This window comes from Marinobacter gelidimuriae (assembly GCF_000372805.1).
GTDB lineage: Bacteria > Pseudomonadota > Gammaproteobacteria > Pseudomonadales > Oleiphilaceae > Marinobacter > Marinobacter gelidimuriae.
On sequence record NZ_KB889908.1, the window covers coordinates 81755 to 103913 of the forward strand.

At 57.1% G+C, this 22159-nt stretch carries 18 protein-coding genes and 1 pseudogene; 1 reads left to right on the forward strand and 18 read right to left on the reverse strand.

All coding sequences use genetic code 11. The features are described from left to right. Positions 1-29 precede the first annotated feature (29 nt). From ribA to A3OI_RS20305, 6 genes are all read right to left on the reverse strand, one after another. Positions 30-644, reverse strand: a complete 615-nt coding sequence (ribA, locus tag A3OI_RS0113905) for a GTP cyclohydrolase II (protein ID WP_018404864.1) — start codon at positions 642-644, stop codon at positions 30-32. 98 nt (positions 645-742) lie between these two features. Beyond that, positions 743-1240 carry a cyclic pyranopterin monophosphate synthase MoaC gene (gene moaC / locus A3OI_RS0113910; RefSeq protein ID WP_323806887.1) on the reverse strand — a complete coding sequence of 166 codons (498 nt, stop codon included), beginning with the start codon at positions 1238-1240 and terminating at the stop codon, positions 743-745. Between the two features lie 110 nt (positions 1241-1350). Next, the gene (locus A3OI_RS0113915) at positions 1351-2340 is read right to left on the reverse strand and encodes a Nudix family hydrolase (protein ID WP_018404866.1); all 990 of its coding nucleotides are present in this window, start codon (positions 2338-2340) and stop codon (positions 1351-1353) included. Between the two features lie 65 nt (positions 2341-2405). Then, complete coding sequence (gene argJ, locus A3OI_RS0113920) at positions 2406-3623, reverse strand: bifunctional glutamate N-acetyltransferase/amino-acid acetyltransferase ArgJ (protein ID WP_018404867.1); 1218 nt, start codon at positions 3621-3623, stop codon at positions 2406-2408. Positions 3624-3740: 117 nt separating this feature from the next. Further along, a complete protein-coding gene (secA, locus tag A3OI_RS0113925; RefSeq protein ID WP_018404868.1) occupies positions 3741-6488 on the reverse strand; it encodes a preprotein translocase subunit SecA in 2748 nt (915 codons plus the stop codon). Positions 6489-6602: 114 nt separating this feature from the next. Further along, positions 6603-7028 (reverse strand): hypothetical protein, encoded by a 426-nt coding sequence (locus A3OI_RS20305; RefSeq protein WP_018404869.1) that lies wholly within the window; start codon positions 7026-7028, stop codon positions 6603-6605. Between the two features lie 147 nt (positions 7029-7175). Between A3OI_RS20305 and A3OI_RS0113935 the strand changes: the two genes are divergently transcribed. Continuing rightward, entirely contained in the window at positions 7176-7622 is a 447-nt protein-coding gene (locus tag A3OI_RS0113935; RefSeq protein WP_018404870.1) for a DciA family protein, read from the forward strand. A 10-nt stretch (positions 7623-7632) separates the two neighbouring features. Here the strand turns inward: A3OI_RS0113935 and lpxC are convergent, their stop codons facing one another. From lpxC to A3OI_RS0113995, 12 genes and pseudogenes are all read right to left on the reverse strand, one after another. Beyond that, positions 7633-8547, reverse strand: a complete 915-nt coding sequence (gene lpxC / locus A3OI_RS0113940; protein ID WP_018404871.1) for a UDP-3-O-acyl-N-acetylglucosamine deacetylase — start codon at positions 8545-8547, stop codon at positions 7633-7635. Positions 8548-8925: 378 nt separating this feature from the next. Continuing rightward, a pseudogene (gene ftsZ, locus A3OI_RS0113945) lies at positions 8926-9912 on the reverse strand (cell division protein FtsZ); the annotation flags it as partial. A gap of 97 nt (positions 9913-10009) precedes the next feature. Then, positions 10010-11245 carry a cell division protein FtsA gene (gene ftsA / locus A3OI_RS0113950; RefSeq protein ID WP_018404873.1) on the reverse strand — a complete coding sequence of 412 codons (1236 nt, stop codon included), beginning with the start codon at positions 11243-11245 and terminating at the stop codon, positions 10010-10012. Between the two features lie 36 nt (positions 11246-11281). Beyond that, positions 11282-12121, reverse strand: coding sequence for a cell division protein FtsQ/DivIB (locus tag A3OI_RS0113955; RefSeq protein ID WP_018404874.1), 840 nt, complete (start codon positions 12119-12121; stop codon positions 11282-11284). Beyond that, positions 12114-13142: a D-alanine--D-alanine ligase gene (locus A3OI_RS0113960; protein WP_018404875.1), complete on the reverse strand. Its 1029-nt coding sequence runs from the start codon at positions 13140-13142 to the stop codon at positions 12114-12116. The genes A3OI_RS0113955 and A3OI_RS0113960 overlap by 8 nt, the downstream gene beginning before the upstream one ends. Then, entirely contained in the window at positions 13135-14595 is a 1461-nt protein-coding gene (gene murC / locus A3OI_RS0113965) for a UDP-N-acetylmuramate--L-alanine ligase (protein ID WP_018404876.1), read from the reverse strand. The genes A3OI_RS0113960 and murC overlap by 8 nt, the downstream gene beginning before the upstream one ends. Continuing rightward, positions 14588-15673: an undecaprenyldiphospho-muramoylpentapeptide beta-N-acetylglucosaminyltransferase gene (gene murG / locus A3OI_RS0113970; RefSeq protein ID WP_026224218.1), complete on the reverse strand. Its 1086-nt coding sequence runs from the start codon at positions 15671-15673 to the stop codon at positions 14588-14590. The genes murC and murG overlap by 8 nt, the downstream gene beginning before the upstream one ends. Next, a complete protein-coding gene (gene ftsW, locus A3OI_RS0113975; protein WP_018404878.1) occupies positions 15666-16868 on the reverse strand; it encodes a putative lipid II flippase FtsW in 1203 nt (400 codons plus the stop codon). Before ftsW ends, murG begins: the two co-directional genes overlap by 8 nt. Continuing rightward, positions 16865-18211 (reverse strand): UDP-N-acetylmuramoyl-L-alanine--D-glutamate ligase, encoded by a 1347-nt coding sequence (gene murD, locus A3OI_RS0113980; protein WP_018404879.1) that lies wholly within the window; start codon positions 18209-18211, stop codon positions 16865-16867. Before murD ends, ftsW begins: the two co-directional genes overlap by 4 nt. Before the next feature lie 15 nt (positions 18212-18226). Then, entirely contained in the window at positions 18227-19312 is a 1086-nt protein-coding gene (gene mraY, locus A3OI_RS0113985) for a phospho-N-acetylmuramoyl-pentapeptide-transferase (protein WP_018404880.1), read from the reverse strand. Then, the gene (locus A3OI_RS0113990; protein WP_018404881.1) at positions 19297-20676 is read right to left on the reverse strand and encodes a UDP-N-acetylmuramoyl-tripeptide--D-alanyl-D-alanine ligase; all 1380 of its coding nucleotides are present in this window, start codon (positions 20674-20676) and stop codon (positions 19297-19299) included. Before A3OI_RS0113990 ends, mraY begins: the two co-directional genes overlap by 16 nt. Further along, the gene (locus tag A3OI_RS0113995) at positions 20673-22157 is read right to left on the reverse strand and encodes a UDP-N-acetylmuramoyl-L-alanyl-D-glutamate--2,6-diaminopimelate ligase (protein ID WP_018404882.1); all 1485 of its coding nucleotides are present in this window, start codon (positions 22155-22157) and stop codon (positions 20673-20675) included. Before A3OI_RS0113995 ends, A3OI_RS0113990 begins: the two co-directional genes overlap by 4 nt. Positions 22158-22159 lie beyond the last annotated feature (2 nt).

Consider the following 22159-nt stretch of genomic DNA (forward strand, 5'->3'; position numbering starts at 1 on the left):
TATGAAAGCCGCCTGCTGCGCTCAGAGGCTCAGAGCCGGGGGTCATCGTCCTGATGAATCGCCAGAAAATGGCCGAGTTTGCTCTGTTTGGTGTCCAGATAGTGCTCGTTATGGGGGTTTCTTCCTACGTGCAGCTCGACTCTTTCCACAACATCAATGCCGTATGACGACAACGCCTTTACTTTGCGCGGGTTGTTCGTCATCAACCGCAAGCGCTTTATACCCAAGTGCTCCAACATATCTTTGCACATGCTGTAGTCACGAAGATCCGCTGCAAAACCCAAACGTTCGTTGGCTTCGACTGTGTCGGCACCCTGGTCTTGAAGGTTGTAAGCACGAATCTTGTTGAGCAGGCCGATACCGCGGCCTTCCTGGCGCAGATACATCAAAATACCGCGACCTTCACGAGCGATGCTGCGCAAGGCTTCTTCCAGTTGATAACCACAGTCACAGCGCATGCTGTAAAGAGCGTCACCGGTCAGGCATTCAGAGTGGGTGCGGGCTAACATGGGTTCGTCGCCAGCCAGATCACCCAGCGTCAGCGCGACGTGCTCTTTGCCGGTGTCCGGCTCTTCAAAACCGTGCATTTCAAAAACCCCAAACGGGGTCGGCAGCCGGCAAGTCTCAATGTAACGAACAGCCACTGTAATTCCTCGTGGTTCGATCTTATGATCTTAGATGGAGCAGCCTGCCTGCGGCAGGTACGTTGTTTCTAATAGATCAGGTGCTGGGTTTCTACGGATCAGGTGCTGGCCTGCCAGTGGCCACTGCGGCCGCCTTTCTTTTCCACCAAGCGCAGGTTGCTTACAACCATGGCCTTGTCGACTGCTTTGCACATGTCGTAAACGGTCAACGCGGCGATACTGGCCGCCGTTAGCGCTTCCATTTCTACGCCGGTCTGACCAGACAGCTTGCACAAGGTGCGAATGTGGACCGACATGCCGTCTGCACCGGGTTCTAGCTCTACCTTCACCGAGGTCAGGTTTAAGGCGTGGCACAGGGGGATCAGATCGTGAGTGCGCTTGGCCGCCATAATGCCGGCAATACGTGCCACCGCCAAAACGTCACCCTTCGGGTGTTGGCCATCCACGATCATCGCCAGAGTTTGGGCCGACATACTGATCGTGGCCTCGGCACGGGCTTCGCGCTCGGTTACCGCTTTGGCGGTAACGTCGACCATGCGTGCTTCGCCTTTGTCATTCAGGTGCGTCAGTTTGCTCACAGCCTCTCCCGTTGGCATAATCGCCGAATAAACACCTTCGACGGTATTGGTTCAATACACATCCACGATGTAAAAAATATGTTACATCATAACAACTGTGGCGCTGCGCTGCGCTGTTAAACGCCGGCTTATGCCCACCAGAAGCCAATGCCAGCGATGCCTTGTGCGCCGCATTGGCGGGCCTGTGGCAGATCGGCTGGCGATAAGCCGCCAATGCCATACACCGGTAGTCGTGCCGCTGACACCAGTTGGCTGAACGCACACCAGCCCAGAGGCGCCTCATCGGGGTGACTAGGCGTATCCAACACGTGCCCCAGGGTTGCATAGTCGGCACCGATGGCCGCAGCGTGAGCCAGTTGCTCTGCGTTATGGCAGGAAACCCCCAGCCTGAAGCATTCAACCACCGGCCGCTGCTGACACTGCCTGGCGTGGCGCCAGGGCAAATGCACGCCAGCAGCCTGGGGATGGCAGTCCATCAGCTCGGGCACGCCGTGTAACATAAGCTCACTGCCATTACTCTGACACAGCGCCAAAGCACTCTGCGCCAAGCGATTGTAAGCTATCGCCTGTTCAGTCAAAGCCGGGGCCCGCAACACGATCAGCGGCGGCTGGCTAACCTGTAGCGCTGTTTTTAAGCGTTTCAGGCCACTTTCACCCTCTGCCACGTCGCTACCCGTTAACGCCAACTGCGAAGGCAGTTGAAGAGCGCGGATAATTGGGCGATTCGCTGCGGGGAAATCCGCGTCGCGTAAATCCTGCGGCAATAGCCACTGAATCGGCTGACCTTCGCGGCCATGAGCCCCGCCTGATGCTGCGTCGGTCGACCAAACATCCAAAAAAACACGCTTGTCGCCATAATCGTGTCGGATACCAATGACGGGCTGTAAAGCGGATTCGATCAACTTTAATCCGGTTTCTTCGGCAATCTCACGCACCAACGCCTGCTGCACGGTTTCACCCGGCTCCACTTTACCCCCCGGAAACTCCAGTAGTCCGCCCTGATGGGCGTGTTCGGGCCTGCGGGCAATCAGCACCCGCCCATCGCGAATGATCACGCCGACGGCGACGTGCACTTCACGTAATACGCTTAGCGCTCTCTCCGGCACTTCATCAGGCATTTTATCAGGTACTTCCCCAAGTGCTGTCGAAGGCGGTTGCTCAGGCATATTCTCAATCACAGGCATCAGCTGCGGTAATCGGCGTTGATGGTGACATAGTCGTGGGAGAAGTCGCAGGTCCAAACGGTCTCATGCACTGCGCCTCGTTTGAGGTCGATGCGAATGGTGATTTCTTCCTGGTTCATCACCGCCTGGCCGCGTTCCTCCGAGTAATCGTCTGCCCGACCGCCATTGCGGACCAGACACACGTCTCCCAGGTAAATTTCCAAGGCGTTCAAGTCCAGGCCTTCGACACCCGCGCGGCCAACGGCGGCCAGAATGCGACCCCAGTTGGGGTCTGACGCAAACAGCGCCGTTTTAACAAGCGGCGAATGCGCGACCGTGTAGGCTACATCCAGAGCTTCATTGACTGTCGCTGCGTGGTTAACCTCAATGGTTACAAACTTGGTTGCCCCCTCACCGTCGCGCACAATGGCGTGGGCCAGATCCATATACACCTGGCGCAGAGCGTCTTTTAACGGCGCCAATAGCGGGCTGTCAGCGGTTATTTCCGGGCCGCCGTAACATCCGCTGGCGATCAGCATGCAGGCATCGTTGGTGGAGGTGTCACCGTCGATGGTAATGCGATTGAAGGACTGCTCACCCAGCTCCGAGGCCAGGGATTGCAACACATCCGGCGCGATACGGGCGTCGGTGGCAATGAACCCCAGCATGGTGGCCATGTTGGGGCGAATCATGCCCGCACCCTTGCTGATGCCGGAAATACTCACCGTATGGCCGCCCAAATCCACTTGCACCGATGCCCCTTTGGGGCGGGTGTCGGTGGTCATAATGCCGTTTGCCGCTTCGGCCCAGCGATCTACGCGGGTATCCGCCAGTGCATCGGGCAGCGCTGCGACAATGTTGGCCACCGGCAGAGGCTCACCGATCACGCCGGTGGAGAATGGCAACACCTGATGTTCAACAACGCCGGCGGCGGCTGCAAGAGCCTCACAGCAGGCTGCTGCGTCGACCAGGCCGCGTTCGCCAGTGCCCGCGTTGGCGTTACCGGTATTAATGAGCAGATAGCGCGGCGCGCCTGCAGCAAGGTGCTTGCGGCTAAGCGTAACCGGTGCCGCACAGAACTGGTTGCGGGTGAAAATTCCGGCTACCTGCGTGCCCTCAGCCAAGGAAAATAATACGACATCTTTGCGGCCAGGCTTTTTAATACCGGCACTGGCAATGCCCAGTTCTACGCCTTTGATGGGAAAAAACTCGGGTAAGGTTCCGGGACCTACCGCCATGGTAATTCTCCTGACAAATAATGAATAAAGACTGCCCGCGGGCATTCAAAACGCAAAAACCCGCAGCCTGAATGAACCAGATTGCGGGTTGAAGATAGCTTTCAATGACAGTGCTGTTTAACTAATTTTGCCACAGCACTGCTTGAACTTCTTGCCAGACCCGCAAGGACAGGGCTCATTACGGCCCACTTTTCGCTCGTTACGTACAAAGGTTTCCGGCATGGCCTGGCGTGAACTGTCGTGGCCACCGGCCTCTCCCCCGGCGCCAGCCTGAGCTGTTGCGCTGGTTTCGTCGTGGCGCAGACGAGCACGTGCCAGTTCATTCGCCAATGCCTCTTTACGCTGGCGCTCAATTTCTCCCAGCTCTTCCTGGCTTTGCACTTTCACGTGACACAGTACCCGAATAACATCGCCCTTCATGGCTTCCAGCATACTTTCGAACAGATTGAAGGCTTCGCGCTTAAACTCCTGCTTCGGGTTTTTCTGGGCGTAACCACGCAGGTGAATACCGCGACGCAGGTGATCCATATTCGACAGATGCTCTTTCCACAGGGTATCCAGTACCTGCAAAAACACCTGTTTTTCAAACTTACGTATGGGCTCCGCGCCGACCACGGCCTCTTTAGCGTCGTAAGCAATCACAATCAGCTCCAGAATTTTTTGGCGTAGATTGTCTTCATAGAGTTTGCTGTCTTCATCCAGCCACTGCTGGACCGGAAGATCAATGCCCAATTCCGACTGCAACTGGGCTTCCAAACCGGCAACATCCCATTGCTCCGGCATGCTCTGCGGTGGAATGTGAGCACTCACCAGGGTGTCTACTACGTCAGCGCGAATGGTTTTCACCATCTCCGACACATCGTCCGAGCCCATTACCTCGTTACGCTGGTCGTAAATGACCGAACGCTGGTCGTTGGCAACGTCGTCGTATTCCAGCAACGTTTTGCGCATGTCAAAGTTTCGGCCTTCGACCTTGCTTTGGGATTTCTCAATGGCGTTGGTGACCATGCGGTGCTCAATCGCCTCGCCGTTTTTCATGCCCATGGCCTGCATCAGACTCTTGACCTTATCCGGAGCAAATATCCGCATAAGGTTGTCTTCTAGCGACAAGAAGAAGCGAGATGAACCCGGGTCGCCCTGGCGGCCGGCACGACCCCGCAGTTGGTTGTCAATGCGTCGGCTTTCATGGCGCTCGGTGCCAATGATGTGCAAACCACCGGCTTCCAACACACTATTGTGGCGCTCAGTCCACGCGTCTTTCAGTACCGCGCTCTGTTCATCGGAGGGGTTATCATGCCCTGCCAGTTCATATTCCCAGTTACCACCAAGCACAATATCGGTTCCCCGACCAGCCATGTTGGTGGCAATGGTAACGGCACCGGGGCGACCGGCCTGTGCAATAATCTGGGCTTCGAATTCGTGCTGCTTGGCGTTCAGAATTTTATAATCAATCTGGGTTTTCTTCAGCAGGCTCGCCAAACGCTCAGACGCCTCAATGGACGCAGTACCCACCAGAATGGGCCGACCTTCGCCTGTAGCGTCTTTAATTTCGTCGATAATGGCGTGGAATTTTTCTTCTTCCGTCAAGTAAACCAAGTCGTTGTAATCGGTCCGCTGAATCGGTTTGTTAGGCGGAATGACCACCACATCCAAGCCGTAAATCTGACGGAATTCAAACGCTTCAGTGTCTGCGGTACCGGTCATGCCCGACAGCTTTTCATAAAGCCGGAAGTAGTTCTGGAAAGTGGTAGACGCCAGGGTCTGGCTTTCCGCGTGAATATTCACGCCTTCTTTGGCTTCAATCGCCTGATGCAAACCTTCACTCCAGCGCCGGCCAGGCATGGTACGACCCGTGTGTTCGTCAACAATCACGACCTGCTCGTCTTGCACGATATAATCCACGTTTTTCTGGAACAGGTTATGGGCCCGCAATCCGGAGTGCACGTGATGCAGTAGGCTGAGATTGGCAGCAGCATACAGGTTCTCGCCTGCTTTGAGCAGTTCACGCTCCAGCAGCAACTGCTCCACTTTTTCATGGCCCCGTTCGGTCAGTTCGACCTGACGGGTCTTTTCATCGATGGTGAAATGGCCGGTGGGATCGCCTTCCTCTGGCACTTCGCCTTTTTCCAGAATCGGGATCAGGATGTTAATCGCCTGATACATTTTCGAGCTGTCTTCGGCGGCGCCAGAAATAATCAGCGGTGTACGGGATTCATCGATCAGAATGGAGTCAACTTCGTCAACAATAGCAAAATGCAGGCCGCGCTGAACTTTGTCTGCGGTGCTGAACGCCATATTGTCGCGCAGATAGTCAAAACCGAATTCGTTGTTGGTGCCGTAGGTGATGTCAGCCTGATAAGCAGCGCGCTTTTCTTCGCCCGGCTGACCGGAGCTTACAACGCCCACTTGCAGGCCCATAAAGTTATACAGCTTACCCATCCAGTCGGCATCACGGCGGGCCAGATAATCGTTCACGGTGATCACGTGAACGCCTTTGCCAGACAAAGCGTTCAGATAGGCCGACGCGGTGGACATAAGGGTTTTACCCTCACCGGTTTTCATTTCGGCAATGCGGCCTTCATGCAGGGTAACGGCACCTACAAACTGCACATCGTAATGGCGCATGCCCATGACTCTGCCACTGGCTTCGCGTACGCAGGCAAACGCTTCGGGCATCAGCGCATCGAGACTTTCGCCTTTTTGCAGGCGCTCACGGAACTCTGTGGTTTTTCCCTGCAACTCGCTGTCGGTCAGGCTGCCAAATTGCTTTTCAAGTTCATTAATACGCACGGCAATCTTGCGCATTCGCTTGATTTCCCTGGCGTTCTTATTACCGAATACTTTCGTTGCAAGCTTTGTGAACATAGACCAATGCTTCTTTGATTAAACGGAGGAAGCCGGCATTCTACCTTTATTTAGCGGCGGGGCAAAAGCCACAGCCGGTGACAACAACGCCTGCCGACAATTCGGCGCTGCCAATCACATTTGCGTTACAGGTTTTCTTAACGACCGGCCGGGGCCGCCTACTGGCGCCGGAGCGCTAAAATCAAACTCTTCGTTATTCACCAGTCCACTTTCGACAAATCGTTGCCCCAAAGCGTCCAGCCGCAACAGGCGGCCTTGCATCGCACCCAGGCGCAGCGTTATGGCGTCGACCTGGTGCTGCACGTCTGTTTCAATCTGGGCCAGCTCGGCTTTCTGCTCCTGCAAGCGCGCCTGCCAACGCACAACCAACTCGGCGCTAGCAGGGGTTTCGGCCTCAATTTTCGCCACCGCCAGCGTGTAACCCGCCCAACTAGCACCGGCTGCCAGCGCCAGAGTGAACACCAGCAAGGCGAGTAAAAAACGGCGATTCAGTATAATGGCCGGAGGCGGGAGCGGATCAGAAATTCTGTATGTCGTCATAGTGTGTAGCTGTTGCAACAGATCGCAAACCGATGTTTAAAGCACCCGCCAGCGGTTACACTGGTCATGAATAGTCGGGGCGCTCACCTAAAAACGAAGCAGAAGTGTACCCAATGGTTTACAGCTCAGTCGAGTACTCAGGCCGCAATGACGCCAAAAAACGAACAGAAAATGATTTTCAACACACTCTCTGGGGCCGCCGGCGTGCGCAACCTGGTGGCGCGGGCCGAGCAGCACCGGCTTGCTGAACAGGCGCTGCTGGCTGAATTGCCGCCATCGTTGCAGTCAGGTACGCGTTTTGTCAGCTGCCATGAAGGCGAACTTGTGCTGTCATCAGACAGCGGGCCCAAAGCCAGCCAGATTCGCTTTCGCCAGCATGACATTATGGCGGCTGCGCGCAATCTGGAGTTGTTTCGCTTTGTCTGGAAGCTGAAAGTAAAAGTGGTGCCGGCGCGTTTTCAGGACAAGGCCATGGCGAAAAAGCTGCCCCTGAGTAAAGAAAACGCCCGGCTCCTCCAAGAGGAAGCCGGGCACACAAAAGACAAAGCTTTGCGCCAAATTCTGGAAAAGCTCGCCAGTCACGTTCGCGACTGACGATGATGCTTCAGGCGGTGGCTAAAACAGGTTTGACGTAAGAGATCGGAGCGTTAGCTTCGTCATCAAAGGTCACTACTTCCCAGGCGTCCTGCTCTGAAATAAGAAGGCGCAGCAGGCGATTGTTCAAGTCGTGGCCGGATTTCACACCACGGAACTCGCCAATCAGGCTGTTGCCCAACAGATACAGGTCGCCGATAGCGTCCAGAACCTTGTGCTTGACGAACTCGTCGTCATAGCGCAAACCGTCTTCGTTAAGAATTTTGTAATCGTCAACAACGATGGCATTGTCAACGCTGCCACCAAGAGCCAGGTTCATGGAGCGAAGTTTTTCAATATCGCGTATGAAACCGAAGGTGCGGGCCCGACTGACTTCTTTCACAAACGAAGTACTGGAAAAATCAACAGTGGCGCTCTGGGCGCGGCCTTTGAAGGCTGGGTGATCAAAGTCGATACCAAAACTGACTTTAAAGCCTTCAAAGGGCAAGAAAGTGGCGCTTTTATCACCGTCGGTAATCGATACTTCACGCTTGATGCGGATAAATTTCTTGGCTGCATCTTGCTCGGCAATGCCAGCAGACTGCAACAGAAATACAAAGGGCCCTGCCGAGCCATCCATGATCGGCACTTCAGAAGCGCTAAGTTCTACAAAGCAGTTATCGATGCCCAGGCCAGCCATGGCCGACAATAAATGCTCTACCGTTGACACCCGTACGCCGTCTTTCATCAACGTGGTTGACAGCATGGTCTCGCCGACATTTTCTGCACGGGCCCGAATTTCAACCGCAGGGTCTAGATCGGTACGGCAAAAGACAATTCCAGCATCAATGGGTGCGGGCTTTAGGGTCAAATACACCTTTTCACCCGAATGCAGGCCAATGCCGGTGGCGCGAATAGTGTTTTTAAGAGTCCGTTGTTTGATCATCGATACATAGTTCCGTCGAAAAGGCGATGCGCTAAACAAAAATCTGCTCGCACGATATCAGAAAATACAACTGGCCACCACTCGAAATCGCCCTTTTCTGCTCAAAAAACAGCCAAAACGGGCCATGGGTGACCAGTGCTCACTTTTCCGACTGAAGGTTTCAAGTACCCGCCCCAGCCGGCTCCGGGTCATATTGTTGCCATGATATCAATCGGCTTGACGACGAAGGAATGCGGGAATATCGAGATAGTCCACACTCTGCTCCGCGCTGTCGCGGCCTTGGTCAAGCGCCGTGTTGCCGGAAGCCACAGCGCGACGGCGCAGGATGGCCGGCCGGTCCAGCTGGTTGTAGTCGGTTTTACCATCCAGGGTGCGGCTGTTATCCACTACTTTGGCCGGTTTTTCGCGACTTCCGCCCAAACCAGTGGCCACTACAGTCACCTTGAGTTCGTCGGTCAGGTCTTGATCAATCACGGTACCCACAACCACTGTGGCCGTATCCGAAGCAAATTCGCGGATGATGTCGCCTACCTCGGCAAACTCGCCCAAGTTCAGGTTAATGCCGGCGGTGATGTTAACCAAAATACCCTTGGCGCCCTGCAGGTTGACGTCTTCCAGCAGCGGGCTGCGAATAGCGGCTTCTGCGGCTTCACGGGCACGGTTCTCACCCGTTGCACGAGCAGTACCCATCATCGCCATGCCCATTTCGGACATCACCGTTCTTACGTCGGCGAAGTCGACGTTAATCATTCCATTGCGGGTAATCAAATCGGCAATGCCCTGAACCGCACCCAAGAGTACGTCGTTAGCAGACGCAAAGGCGTCCAGCAGGCTGGTGTTCTTGCCCATCACCGACAGCAGCTTCTCATTGGGAATGGTAATCAAAGAATCCACGCACTCTTCCAGCTCGCGCAGACCGGCTTCCGCCATGCTCATGCGCTTGCCGCCTTCAAACAGGAACGGTTTGGTCACTACGGCAACTGTCAAAATGCCCAGCTCCCGTGCCACCTGAGCCACAACGGGTGCGGCACCGGTTCCGGTACCGCCACCCATACCTGCGGTGATAAAGACCATATCAGCGCCACTGATTGCATCCGATATACGATCGCGATCTTCCAGCGCCGCCTGTCGTCCTATTTCCGGGTTAGCACCGGCACCCAGGCCTTTGGTGATGGCACCACCGAGCTGGATAATCTGCCGAGCGTCCAGGTCTTTAAGGGCCTGGGCATCCGTGTTGGCGCAAATAAAATCAACACCTTCAATATCACTGTTAAGCATATGGCGCACGGCGTTACCACCACCACCACCCACACCGACCACTTTTATAACTGCGTTTTGCTGCACACTATCGACAAGTTCAAACATATCCCCACTCCTTCGTGCTTTAGTCAGCCTGTTTTCCGGCTGTTCTTTTTTGAAATTTGTTGGTTCAAAACGGTTGCTGTTGTGCTTGGCTGACGGCTCAAAAATGGCCGGTAAACCAAGCTTTCATTCGCTCAAACAGCGTGGGAGCATGCTCCCCCTTGAGTACCGGCGCCCGCCCCAGATCAATCTGGCGGAAACCGTGTATCAACAACCCAACGCCAGTGGCGTAAATCGGGCTGTCGACCACTTCCGTCATGCCCGACACGGCCTGCGGACAGGCCAGCCTGACCGGCATGTGGGAAATTTCTTCTGCTAGCTCAATCACGCCCTCCATGGTGGATGCGCCTCCCGTAATCACGATGCCCGCCGGGATCATGTCTTCAAATCCCGAACGTCGCAGCTCCGACTGCACCAGCATGAACAGTTCTTCGTAGCGCGGCTCAACCACTTCGGCTAAAGCCTGACGTGACAAATCTCGCGGAGCGCGATCGCCGACGCTGGGCACTTTGATGGTTTCGTCCGCGCCCGCCAGCTGGGTCAGCGCGCAAGCGTATTTGATTTTGATTTCTTCGGCGTTCTGGGTGGGCGTACGCAACGCCATGGCGATGTCGTTGGTGACCTGATCACCGGCGATCGGAATCACAGCGGTGTGGCGAATAGCGCCACCGGTAAACACTGCGATGTCGGTGGTACCGCCGCCCATATCCACCACGCACACGCCCAACTCTTTTTCATCTTCAGTGAGAATGGCGTGACTGGAAGCCAGCTGCTCAAGAATGATGTCGTCGACTTCAAGGCCACAGCGGCGAATGCATTTTTCAATATTCTGGGCGGCGTTCACCGCGCAGGTCACCAAGTGCACCTTGGCTTCCAGGCGCACGCCCGACATGCCCAGCGGCTCTTTAATGCCTTCCTGGTTATCAATCACGAATTCCTGCGGCAGTATGTGCAGAATTTTCTGATCGGCCGGAATGGCCACGGCTTGGGCTGCGTCAATGACCCGATCGATATCCGCCTGGGTCACCTCGCGATCACGAATGGCCACAATGCCGTGGGAGTTCAGGCTTTTGATGTGGCTACCGGCAATGCCTGCGTACACCGAATAAATGCGACAGCCGGCCATCAGCTCGGCTTCTTCCACTGCGCGCTGAATAGCCTGAACCGTGACTTCAATATTGACCACGACACCGCGTTTCAGCCCTTTTGAGGGGTTAGAGCCGACGCCCACCACCTCAATAGATCCGTCCATTTTGCGCTTGCCGACAATGGCCACCACTTTTGAGGTGCCAATATCCAGGCCGACAATCATGTTTTCCGTTTCAACCGATGACATGTGTTCCACCAAACCCCAGGTCTGAATAAACCGTTGTTATGTTTTCGGAGTTGAGGCAGCCGTAACCGCCTTCCACTGCACCGCAACACCATTGGTGTAGCGCGCATCCACCCTACTGACTTCATCTGCCCGGGATGCCAGCCGGGCCTGATACACGGTCATAAACCGCTCAAAACGCTGCTCGACCTGGTCACGGCCCAGCACAACATCTATGCCGTTACTCAGGCGCAAGGTCCACGCCCCGCGCTGTTCCAGATTCAGGCCACTGAAGCCAAGGCCATGGTCAGCCAGCTGATCACTTAACGCACGAGCCATGGTGATCACATCCCGCGCCCGCTCGTCAGGGCCGGACAGCAGCGGCAGAGCGCCGGCCACTTGCGGGTTAGGTGGGCTGAACAGCTCGCCCGTGCGGCTAACCAGGCGGCCGTCACTCCAGTAGGCCAGCGGCTTTTTCTCGCGGATGTTGACCGTTAGACGGTCTGGCCATTCGCGCTTCACGGCCGCCGATTCAACCCACGGGCGCTGTTCCAGGCTGGCCTTGATCTCTTCCAGGTCGGTTGCGAAATAGCTGCCTCCAACCCAGGCCCCAAGGTGGCGTTCGAGGCCCACCTGGCTTTCGCCGACCAGCGCGCCATTCACGTCAATGGCCAGAATCTGCTGATCCATCGCCGCCAGTACTTTACTGGCGCCCCAGGGCACCAGTGCTGCTGTCAGGATCACCACAATACCCAAACCAAACTGCAACCAAGGCACGACACCAAAGACAGCCTTTAACACTGCGAACCGGTCATGCTGCGGGCCAAGGGTTGTTGCCCCCCGGCGTTGCGGCGGTTCGGACGGCAGTGTCCGAGTCCGGATCAGCAGGTTATCAAGCATGGCCCGGCTCTCCTTCTTGTTTTGCGCCGTTTTGCTCCAGAGTGTCGGCCAGAATGCGCACCACCAGTTCTTCAAAACTAATGCCCGCTGCCCGTGCAGACATTGGCACCAAGCTGTGGTCGGTCATTCCCGGCACGGTATTTACTTCCAGCAACCAGAACTTACCGTCAGCATCCTGCATAATGTCGACCCGGCCCCAGGTGCGGCAGCCCACAACCCGGAAGGCTTCCAGCGCTAACTGCTGAAGACGCAATTCTTCGTCTGCTGACAGCCCACAGGGAATGCAGTAGCGGGTGTCGTCGACCAGATACTTGGCGTCGTAATCGTAAAACACGTGATCGGTGCTCAGGCCGATAGTCGGTAGCGCGCGGTCTTGCAACAAACTTATGGTAAATTCCGGGCCTTCAATCCACTCTTCCACCAACACCGAGGTATCCAGCGCCGCAGCCGCCTGCCATGCCTGCACTAACTCGCCTGCACTGGTGACTTTACAGATGCCAATACTGGATCCTTCACGCGACGGTTTCACGCTCAGCGGCATGCGCAACTCAGCGGCGATACTGGTGGCGTCTTCCGCAGACGCCATGGTGCGGAACTTGGGCGTGGCCAAACCGCAACCGGCAAACACGTATTTGGTGCGCAGCTTGTCCATGGCCAGGGCCGAAGCCATCACGTCACTGCCAGTGAACGGAATACCGGCTTGGGACAGAATCGCCTGCAGCGTCCCGTCTTCACCACCGCGACCGTGCAACGCAATAAATACCCGATCGAACTCTGGCTGTTCCACGGTTTTCAACAGACAACCCTGCACGTCTACGCCAAAAGCATTTACACCCGCTGACAGCAGCGCCGAAAGCACTGCTTGTCCGCTTTTCAGCGACACATCGCGCTCGGCGGAATCACCGCCCATAAACACGGCCACCCGGCCAAAGGCCTTCAGCATGGCAGGCTCGGCCAGAAACGGCTGTATTTGGTGCAATATTGGATAGTGCTGCAATGGATAGTGCTGCTGGTCACTCACCGCTTATCTCCCCTGTTGCTACTACGCCCGTTGTAGCCAGGCGGGCTGCCACCGCCCCAATATCACCGGCGCCTTGAGTTATCAGCAAGTCACCATCGCGTAACACGCTGGCCAACAGGGTTTCGATGTCTTTATTGTGCTCGACAAACACCGGTTCTACTTTGCCTCGCTGACGCAGGCTGCGGCACAGGGCGCGGCCGTCACATCCGGGAATCGCTGCTTCGCCGGCGGAGTAAACGTCCATCAGCAGCAAACCATCCACCGTAGACAGCACTTTGACAAAATCTTCGTAAAGGTCACGGGTGCGGCTGAACCGGTGCGGCTGGTACAGCATGACTAAACGTCGACCGGGCCAAGCATCACGAGCGGCGCGAATGACCGCGGCGACTTCGGTGGGGTGGTGGCCATAATCGTCAACCAGGGTTATGGAACCCTTGGCGATCGGATAGTCGCCGTACACCTGAAAGCGCCGGCCAACACCGGCGAAACCCGCCAAACCGCGGCCGATTGACGCGTCGTCAACACCGTCATCGGTGGCCACGGCAATCACCGCCAGAGCGTTGAGCACGTTGTGGCGGCCAGGCATTTTCAGCTCTACCTGCAAATCGGCCCGCGGCCCCGGGCGCTTTACCAGAAAGCGCGTGCGCAGGCCGTCAGACACAATATTCTCGGCGCGGTAGTCGGCCTCTGGATTATCAATACCGTAAGTAATAATGGTGCGCGAGATACGCGGCAGTATTTCACGCACGTAGGGATCGTCTATGCACATCACGGCCACGCCGTAAAACGGTAAGTTGTGGAGGAAATCAACAAACGTCTGCTTCAGCTTTTCCACATCGCCACCGTAGGTGTCCATGTGGTCGGCTTCGATGTTGGTGACCACGGAAATCAACGGTGTCAGGTGCAGAAACGATGCGTCGCTCTCGTCGGCTTCCGCGATCAGGTAGCGCGATCCGCCCAGCTTGGCATTGGTGCCGGCGCTGTTCAGCTTGCCACCAATCACAAAGGTCGGGTCCAGGCCCGCCTCAGCAAACACCGAAGCAATCAGGCTGGTGGTGGTGGTTTTGCCGTGGGTTCCGGCAACCGCAATGCCGTGGCGATAACGCATGATTTCCGCCAGCATTTCCGCTCGCGGCACGATGGGAATGCGATTACTGCGCGCAGCAACCACTTCCGGGTTGTTGGCCGCCACCGCTGAAGACACCACGACCACATCGGCTTTTGCAGTATTTTCGGCGCGATGGCCAATCTGTACATCAATACCCATGGCCGTCAGGCGTTGGGTAACGGCACCGTGGCGCAAGTCAGAGCCGGACACGTCATAGCCCTGGTTTTTTAGCACCTCGGCAATACCGCTCATGCCGGCGCCGCCAATACCGACAAAGTGAATATGGCGGATGCGGCGCATTTCCGGCACCTGATATACCAGTGGCAGTGTGTTGGCATCAGCCATTGGTGGCCTCCAGACAATAATTCACGACTCTCTCCGTTGCATCGGTGCGGGCCAGCTTACGAGCTGCCTGCGACATCATTAGTACCCGCTCGCGATCATTTACCAGATCGCCCAGAGTTTCTGCCAACAGCGCGGGGGTGAGGCGCGGCTGGGGTATAAGTAGGGCCGCACCGGCGCTAACCATCTGTTCGCCGTTGCGTGTCTGGTGGTCATCCACCGCGTAGGGGAAAGGCACCAGAATGGCGGCGCAACCGGCGGCACAGAGTTCCGACACGGTTAACGCACCCGCGCGGCACAGCACCAGATCGGCCCAGGCAAAAGCCGCAGCCATATCGGTAATGAATGGCTCCACGCTGGCCTCAACGCCTACTGCCTGATAGCCATCGCGAGCGGCCTCGGCGTGGTTTTCACCGCACTGGTGGCGCACGTGCGGGCGACACTCGCCCGCCATTTGCGCCAGCGCCTGGGGCACCTGCTGGTTGAACACCTGTGCGCCCAGACTGCCACCAACGACAAGTAACCGCAGCGGGCCTGTGCGCCCCGCCAGACGTTCTATTGGTGCTGCCAGCGCGGCAAAATCCGTGCGCACCGGATTGCCGGTGCAGCGGGTGACGGTTTTTGCATCAAAGCTACCGGGGAATGCTTCCAGCACAGTGTCGGCAAAGCGCACCAGCAGTCTATTGGTCATGCCGGCAACGGCGTTCTGTTCGTGAATGACCAAGGGTGTGCCGGTCAATCTGGCCGCTAACCCACCGGGGCCGGTCACAAAGCCGCCCATGCCAACCACGCAGTGCGGGCGAATGCGCCGCATAATGGTGAACGCTTCGCCCAGGGCACGCATCAGTTTGAACGGTGCTTTTATCAGCGCCAGCTTGCCCTTGCCGCGCAATCCAGAAATATGGATCAACGACATTTCAATATCGGTATCGGCAACCAGCCGCTGTTCCATGCCGCCAACGGCACCCAGCCAGAACACCTGATGGCCGCGGGCCTGCAAGGCGCGGGCGGTAGCCAGCGCCGGGAACACGTGGCCACCCGTGCCGCCGGCCATCATCAGAAAACGCCGGGGTTCAGTCATAAGCAGCCCCTCCCCGGTGTTTTTTGCCGGCAGGCTCGGCTGCTGCCGTTGCGGCATCCAAGCGTTCCATCTCTATGCGTGCCAATATGCCCAGGCACACGCAGGTCATCATCAAACTGGAACCGCCGTAACTGACCAACGGCAACGTTAGCCCTTTGGTCGGCAGCAAACCGGTGGCTACCGCCATATTAATGGCCGCCTGCAGGCCAATCAGCAGGCTGATGCCATAGGCGAAACAGGCGGCAAATGGCTGCTTGGCCTGTTCTGCGCGGCGGGCAATCACAAAACCGCTGATCACCAGAATGGTAAACAGCGCCACCACTAACAAAGCCCCAATCAGGCCGAATTCTTCGGCAATAATGGCGAATATAAAGTCGGTATGGGCCTCGGGCAGAAAGAACAGCTTCTGAATGGAGTTACCCAGACCGACGCCGGCCCATTCGCCACGGCCGAACGCAATCAGCGACTGGGTCAGCTGATAACCGCTGTTAAACTGGTCTTGCCACGGATCCAGATAGCTCACCACGCGTTTCATTCGGTAGGGCTCGGCAATGACCGCCAGGGCGCCCAATGCAGCCAGTGCCACTACCAAGGGTGCAAAGCGCATAAGGCTGACACCGCTAAGGAAAATCATGCCGGCGGCTACGCCCACCAGCACCACGGTGGCGCCAAAGTCCGGCTGCACCATCAGCAGGCCAGAGGCCACGCCCACCACCGCCAGCGGCTTGATAAAACCGGGCCAGGTATTCAACAGCTCGTCGCGACGGCGCACCACGTAGCTGGCCAGATAGCCCACCAGGCAAAGCTTGGCGATTTCGGACACCTGAACGTTGAAAATGCCAAACGGAATCCAGCGAGTAGAGCCGTTTACCGTCCGCCCCAGTGGTGTTAGCACCAGCACCAAAACCAACAACCCCACGCCCAGCAGCAACCAGCCGCTATTCTGCCACCAGGAAACCGGCACATTAACCGCGATCAGAGCCAGCACGCAGCCGAGCGCCACAAACACAAGCTGGCGAAATATAAAGTGGTAACTATTACCAAAGGTCGCACTGGCAATGTCCATAGACGCCGACGAAATCATCACCAGCCCCAACACCATCAACGCGGCGGCGCTAACAATCAGCAATGGCAAGGGCTGCAGCGCTGGATGACGATTGCCGTACACGGGCAATACCGATTGGGTCTGAATCATAGTGCCTCCACCAGCGTGCGGAAGCGCTCACCGCGATCGATATAATCACGGAACATATCCAGACTGGCGCAGGCCGGCGACAACAACACCCTGTCACCCGGTTGCGCCAGCCGCGCGGCGCTTGCCACCGCGTCGGCCAAGCTGTTTTCAATGTGGGTTGCGGTGCCCTGCGCCAAAACTTCTTGCAGCTGCGCCGCATCACGGCCAATCAGCACGACCGCACGGCAGTGTCGGCGTGCAGGGTCCGCTAGCGGGTTGAAATCGGCGCCTTTTCCATCACCGCCAGCAATTAGCACAATCTTGCCCGCCGCCGGTGCCAGACTGTCGAGCGCAGCAACTGTAGCGCCCACGTTGGTGCCTTTTGAGTCGTTGATGTACTCAACGCCATTGACCAGGCGAAGTGATTCGCAACGGTGGGGCAAACCGTGAAATGCGCCCGCGGTCGTCAACATGCTATCCATGGGCAGACCGGCCGCTTTGCCCAGACCAAGCGCCGCCATCACGTTGCTGAGGTTATGGCGGCCGATCAGTCCAAGTTCGTCGGCGCGAATCAGGTTATCCAGCCCCCAGGTTACCCAGGGGTGGCCACTGACACTGTCGTCACGGGTGCTGAAGGTCTCCGGGTTGACCCGGTTCATGCCAAAGCAGATAAAGCGCAGCGTGTTCCGCGCCATAGGTGTACTAAGGGCGTCATCCAGATTCACAATGGCGTACTGGCAGCCGCGGAATATCCGCTGTTTGGCTTGGTAATAGGCCATTTTGTCTGGGTAACGGTCCATATGGTCGTCACTGACATTGAGCACCGTGGCCGCCAGCGCATTCAGTTCATCCGTGGTCTCCAGTTGAAAACTGGACAGCTCCAACACGTATAAGCGCGCACCGGTATTCAACAAATCCAGCGCCGGAGTGCCAATATTGCCACCCACTGCAACCTGGTAGCCGGCGTCACGAGCCATGTTGGCGACCAGCGTGGTCACCGTGGTTTTGCCATTGGAGCCGGTGATAGCAATAATCGGCGCCTCGGCGGCTTCTGCAAACAGGTCAATATCACCGCGAATACGCGCGCCACTGGCGGCTGCAGCAGCGATAGCGGGCTCGGCCACACTGATACCCGGGCTTACAATCAGTTCACTGAAAGCGCTGAAAAAGTCGCTGTCAAACGCGCCAAGATGCACTTCGACGTCAGGCCAACCGGCTTGCAGCTCAGCAAGGCCCGGTGGCGCCTCACGGGTGTCAGCCACGGCCAGCTTGCGGCCTTGTGCTGCCAGATAGCGCACGCAGGAAAGCCCGGTTTTACCGAGCCCTACGATTAACGTGCGACGATCCGACACAATGACACCCATATTCGGCAACACTCCTTATCTCAGTTTCAAGCTGGCCAAACCAATCAACACCAGAACCACGGTAATCACCCAAAAACGCACGATAACCCGCGGTTCGGGCCAGCCCTTCAATTCAAAATGGTGATGCAGCGGCGCCATGCGGAAAATTCGCCGCCCGGTCAGACGGAACGACGCCACCTGCAAAATCACCGATACGGTTTCCATCACAAACACGCCGCCCATGATGAACAGCACAATTTCCTGGCGCACAATCACCGCCACTATGCCAAGAGCTGCACCCAGGGCAAGAGCACCAACATCGCCCATAAACACCTGAGCGGGATAGGTGTTGAACCACAAAAATCCCAGACCGGCGCCTACAATGGCGCCGCAAAACACAATCAGTTCGCCGGTGCCAGGCAAGCGCGGAATCAACAGGTAATTGGCAAACTGGACGTGGCCCGACAGGTAGGCAAATATGCCCAGCGCAGCGGCTACCATCACCGTGGGCATAATCGCCAGACCGTCCAGTCCGTCGGTGAGGTTGACCGCGTTACTGGTGCCAACAATCACGAAATAGGTCAGCAGAATAAACAGCACCGGCCCCATGGTGAGCGACACCTGCTTGAAAAACGGCAGATACAGCGAGGTTTCCTGAGGCAGAGACGCTGTCATAAACAACGCGATAGCGGCACCGGCACCCACCACCGACTGCCAGAAATACTTCCACCGGGCCGGCAGGCCACGGGGGTTGCGCTCGACCACTTTGCGATAATCATCTACCCAGCCGATAGCGCCAAATAACAGAGTAACTAGAAGGGTGATCCACACGTAGCGGTTGCTTAAGTCTGCCCACAACAGGGTACTGACGGCGATGGCCACCAGAATAAGCGCGCCACCCATCGTGGGCGTACCGGCTTTGCTCAGATGGGCTTGCGGGCCGTCGTCGCGCACCGCCTGGCCAATTTGGTATTGCGCCAGCTTGCGAATCATCACCGGGCCCACCAGCAGCGAAATCAGCAGCGCCGTTAGCGTGCCCAGAATGCCGCGCAGGGTGAGGTACTGAAACACCGTCAGCGATGTGAAGTACTGTGAGAGTATCTCTGTCAGCCAGAGCAGCATGTGCCATTCACCTTATTTTTTATTCCCTCCGCCACAATTTCCATGGCGGAACTGCGAGAACCTTTCACCAGCACGGTGGCCGGTACCTGTGTGTTTTTTAAAACGGCATCCATCGCCTGGTCGTGACTGGCGCAGATTTCGACTGTGGCACCAAAACCCTGGCCGTAGCCTTCACAGCCCGGGCCTACCGCCAGCAACCGCTCAATGCCCAGATCACGGGCGTATTGCGCGACTTCCTGGTGCAGCTGGGCAGCCTGCTCGCCCAATTCAGCCATGGTGCCCAGCACCGCAATGCGCGGTGACGGACGTTTTGCCAGCACCACCAGCGCGGCTTTGATCGACGCCGGATTGGCGTTGTAACTGTCATCAATTAGGGTCCAACCCTGCGCCAGTGGCTGTATGTGCAAGCGACCTTTTACCGCTAGCACCTGCTCCAGCCCGGCTTTGATATGTTCATTGGTGGCGCCCAACTCCCGCGCTGCAGCTGCCGCCATAGCCGCGTTACTGAGATTGTGCTCACCTTCAAGACCAAACCGTAGGTCGCAAAGCCAACCATCTGGCCCGCTGATCTGCAGCTGGCCGCCAGCCCCCGCTGTGGCCTTATAATCAGCTTCGGCATGGCCTGCGCGACTTACGCTTGCCACACGGCGACGACCGGCACGGGCCAGCCACTGATCAAACGCCGGATCGTCCCGATTAAGCACAACCAGGCCGTCATCGGTCACGCCGTCGATGATTTCGCCCTTGGCAAGCACGATGTTCTGGTAGCTGCCAAAACCTTCAAGATGGGCCTGGCCCGCGTTAGTCAGAATCACCACCTGCGGTTTCACCATAGCCACGGTGTAAGCAATTTCATCAAGGCCACTGGCGCCCAACTCGATCGCACCAAAGCGGTGCTGAGGAGCCAGACCAAACAGGGTCAGCGGCACACCAATGTGATTGTTCAGATTGCCTTGGGTAATCAAAGCCGGGCCCATCTGCTGCAAAATCGCCCCGGTCATTTCACGCACCGTGGTTTTGCCGCTGCTACCGGTAATGGCAATCAGAGCCGCGTTGCTGGTTGCACGGTGCGCCGTTGCCAGCTGGCTCAGCGCGATCAAGGTGTCGCTGACCAGCAACTGGGGCAGGTCCACAGCGGCATCAATACGATCCACAACGGCGGCGCTTGCGCCCTGCTCCTGCGCTTTTTGCAAAAACCGGTGGCCGTCAAAATTGTCACCGCGCAACGCCACGAACAACTGCCCTGGCTGCAAGCTGCGGGTGTCGGTGTTGACCGCGTTAAACGTTAAATTATCCGGCCCGTCAAAATGACAGTCAGGCTGCAACCACTGAACGGCTTCCGCTAGCGAAAAAGAGCGCATCATGCCACTTCCTCCCGCTGTTTCAGAGCCCGGGTTACCTGCTCGCTGTCACTGAACGGGTGCTTGCAACCAGCGATATCCTGATAATCTTCGTGGCCTTTGCCAGCCACCAGCACCAGATCGTCCGGGCCGGCCAGAGCAAGGGCGGCGCCGATGGCCTGGGCACGACTGTGAATCAGCTGCACTTTTTCCGGGGCGATAAATCCGGCCATAATATCGGCTGTGATAGCGGATGGGGTTTCAGTACGCGGGTTATCGTCGGTGACAATCACCAGATCAGCGCCGTTTTCAGCCTGTTGCGCCATTTCCGGCCGTTTGCCACTGTCACGGTCGCCGCCACAGCCGAAAACGCAAATCAGCCGCCCGCTTACGTGGGGGCGCAATGCCGCCAACGCGTTGTTCAAAGCATCAGGAGTGTGGGCATAATCCACCACCGCCCGGGCACCGTCGCCGGCGGTAAATACCTGCAAACGTCCGGCCGGTGGCACCAGCCGGCAAACGCCCTGCTGCACTTGGGTTGCATCAACCCCCAACGCCATCACTGTGGCAACCGCAGCCAGTACATTGCTGGCGTTAAACCGGCCCATCAGCGGCGCTTCAATAGTGAATTCGCCCCACCGGCCATCCAACACGGCACGAAAGCCGTTGTCCAAAGCGCAAAAATCTTTTAGCCACAACTCCACTTGCGGCTCATGCAGACTGAAGCGGAGGCGGTCACACTTGCCTTCAAGCTGGTGGTAAAGCTTGCGACCAAATGGGTCGTCGACATTAATCACCACAAAGCGCAATTCTTCACGGGTGAAAAGCCTGGCCTTAGCTTCACCGTAGGCGGCCATGGAGCCGTGGTAATCAAGATGATCCCGGGTCAGATTGGTAAACACCGCGGCCGTTAGAGTAAGACGATCGATGCGACCCTGGTCCAAAGCATGGGAAGACACTTCCATCGCCGCAGCACGGCCGCCGCTGGCTACAATACCTGCCAGTACCCGATTGGCTTGCACCACGTCTGGGGTTGTGTGCGTCGCCGGCTGCAAAGCCTCGGGCATGCCGCAACCTAATGTGCCCATTAAGCCACAGGGCGTGCCCGCCGCCTGAAGTAGCTGGGCAATATACTGGGTTACCGAGGTTTTACCGTTGGTACCCGTCACACCGATAAGCTGCAGGCGCTGTGACGGGTATTCAAAAAACCGGTCCGCCAGCTTACCCAGGCGGGCTTTTAATTCGGGCACTGGCACAATTAAAGCGCCGCTACGCTCGCTGCACTCACCAGCCTGTTCAGATTCCAGCAAAACCACCGATGCGCCAGCGCGAATAGCGTCGTCTATATAATGTTCGGGCCCTGTACTAGTGCCTGCCAGCGCTACAAACGCATCACCGATCCGCACTTTGCGGCTGTCGGTTTGCAAACCGTGGATGGTCACATCAAATACCGACGGCACCACCACCACGCCTTGCAACAGTGTATTTAGCGACGTTATCTGCATGG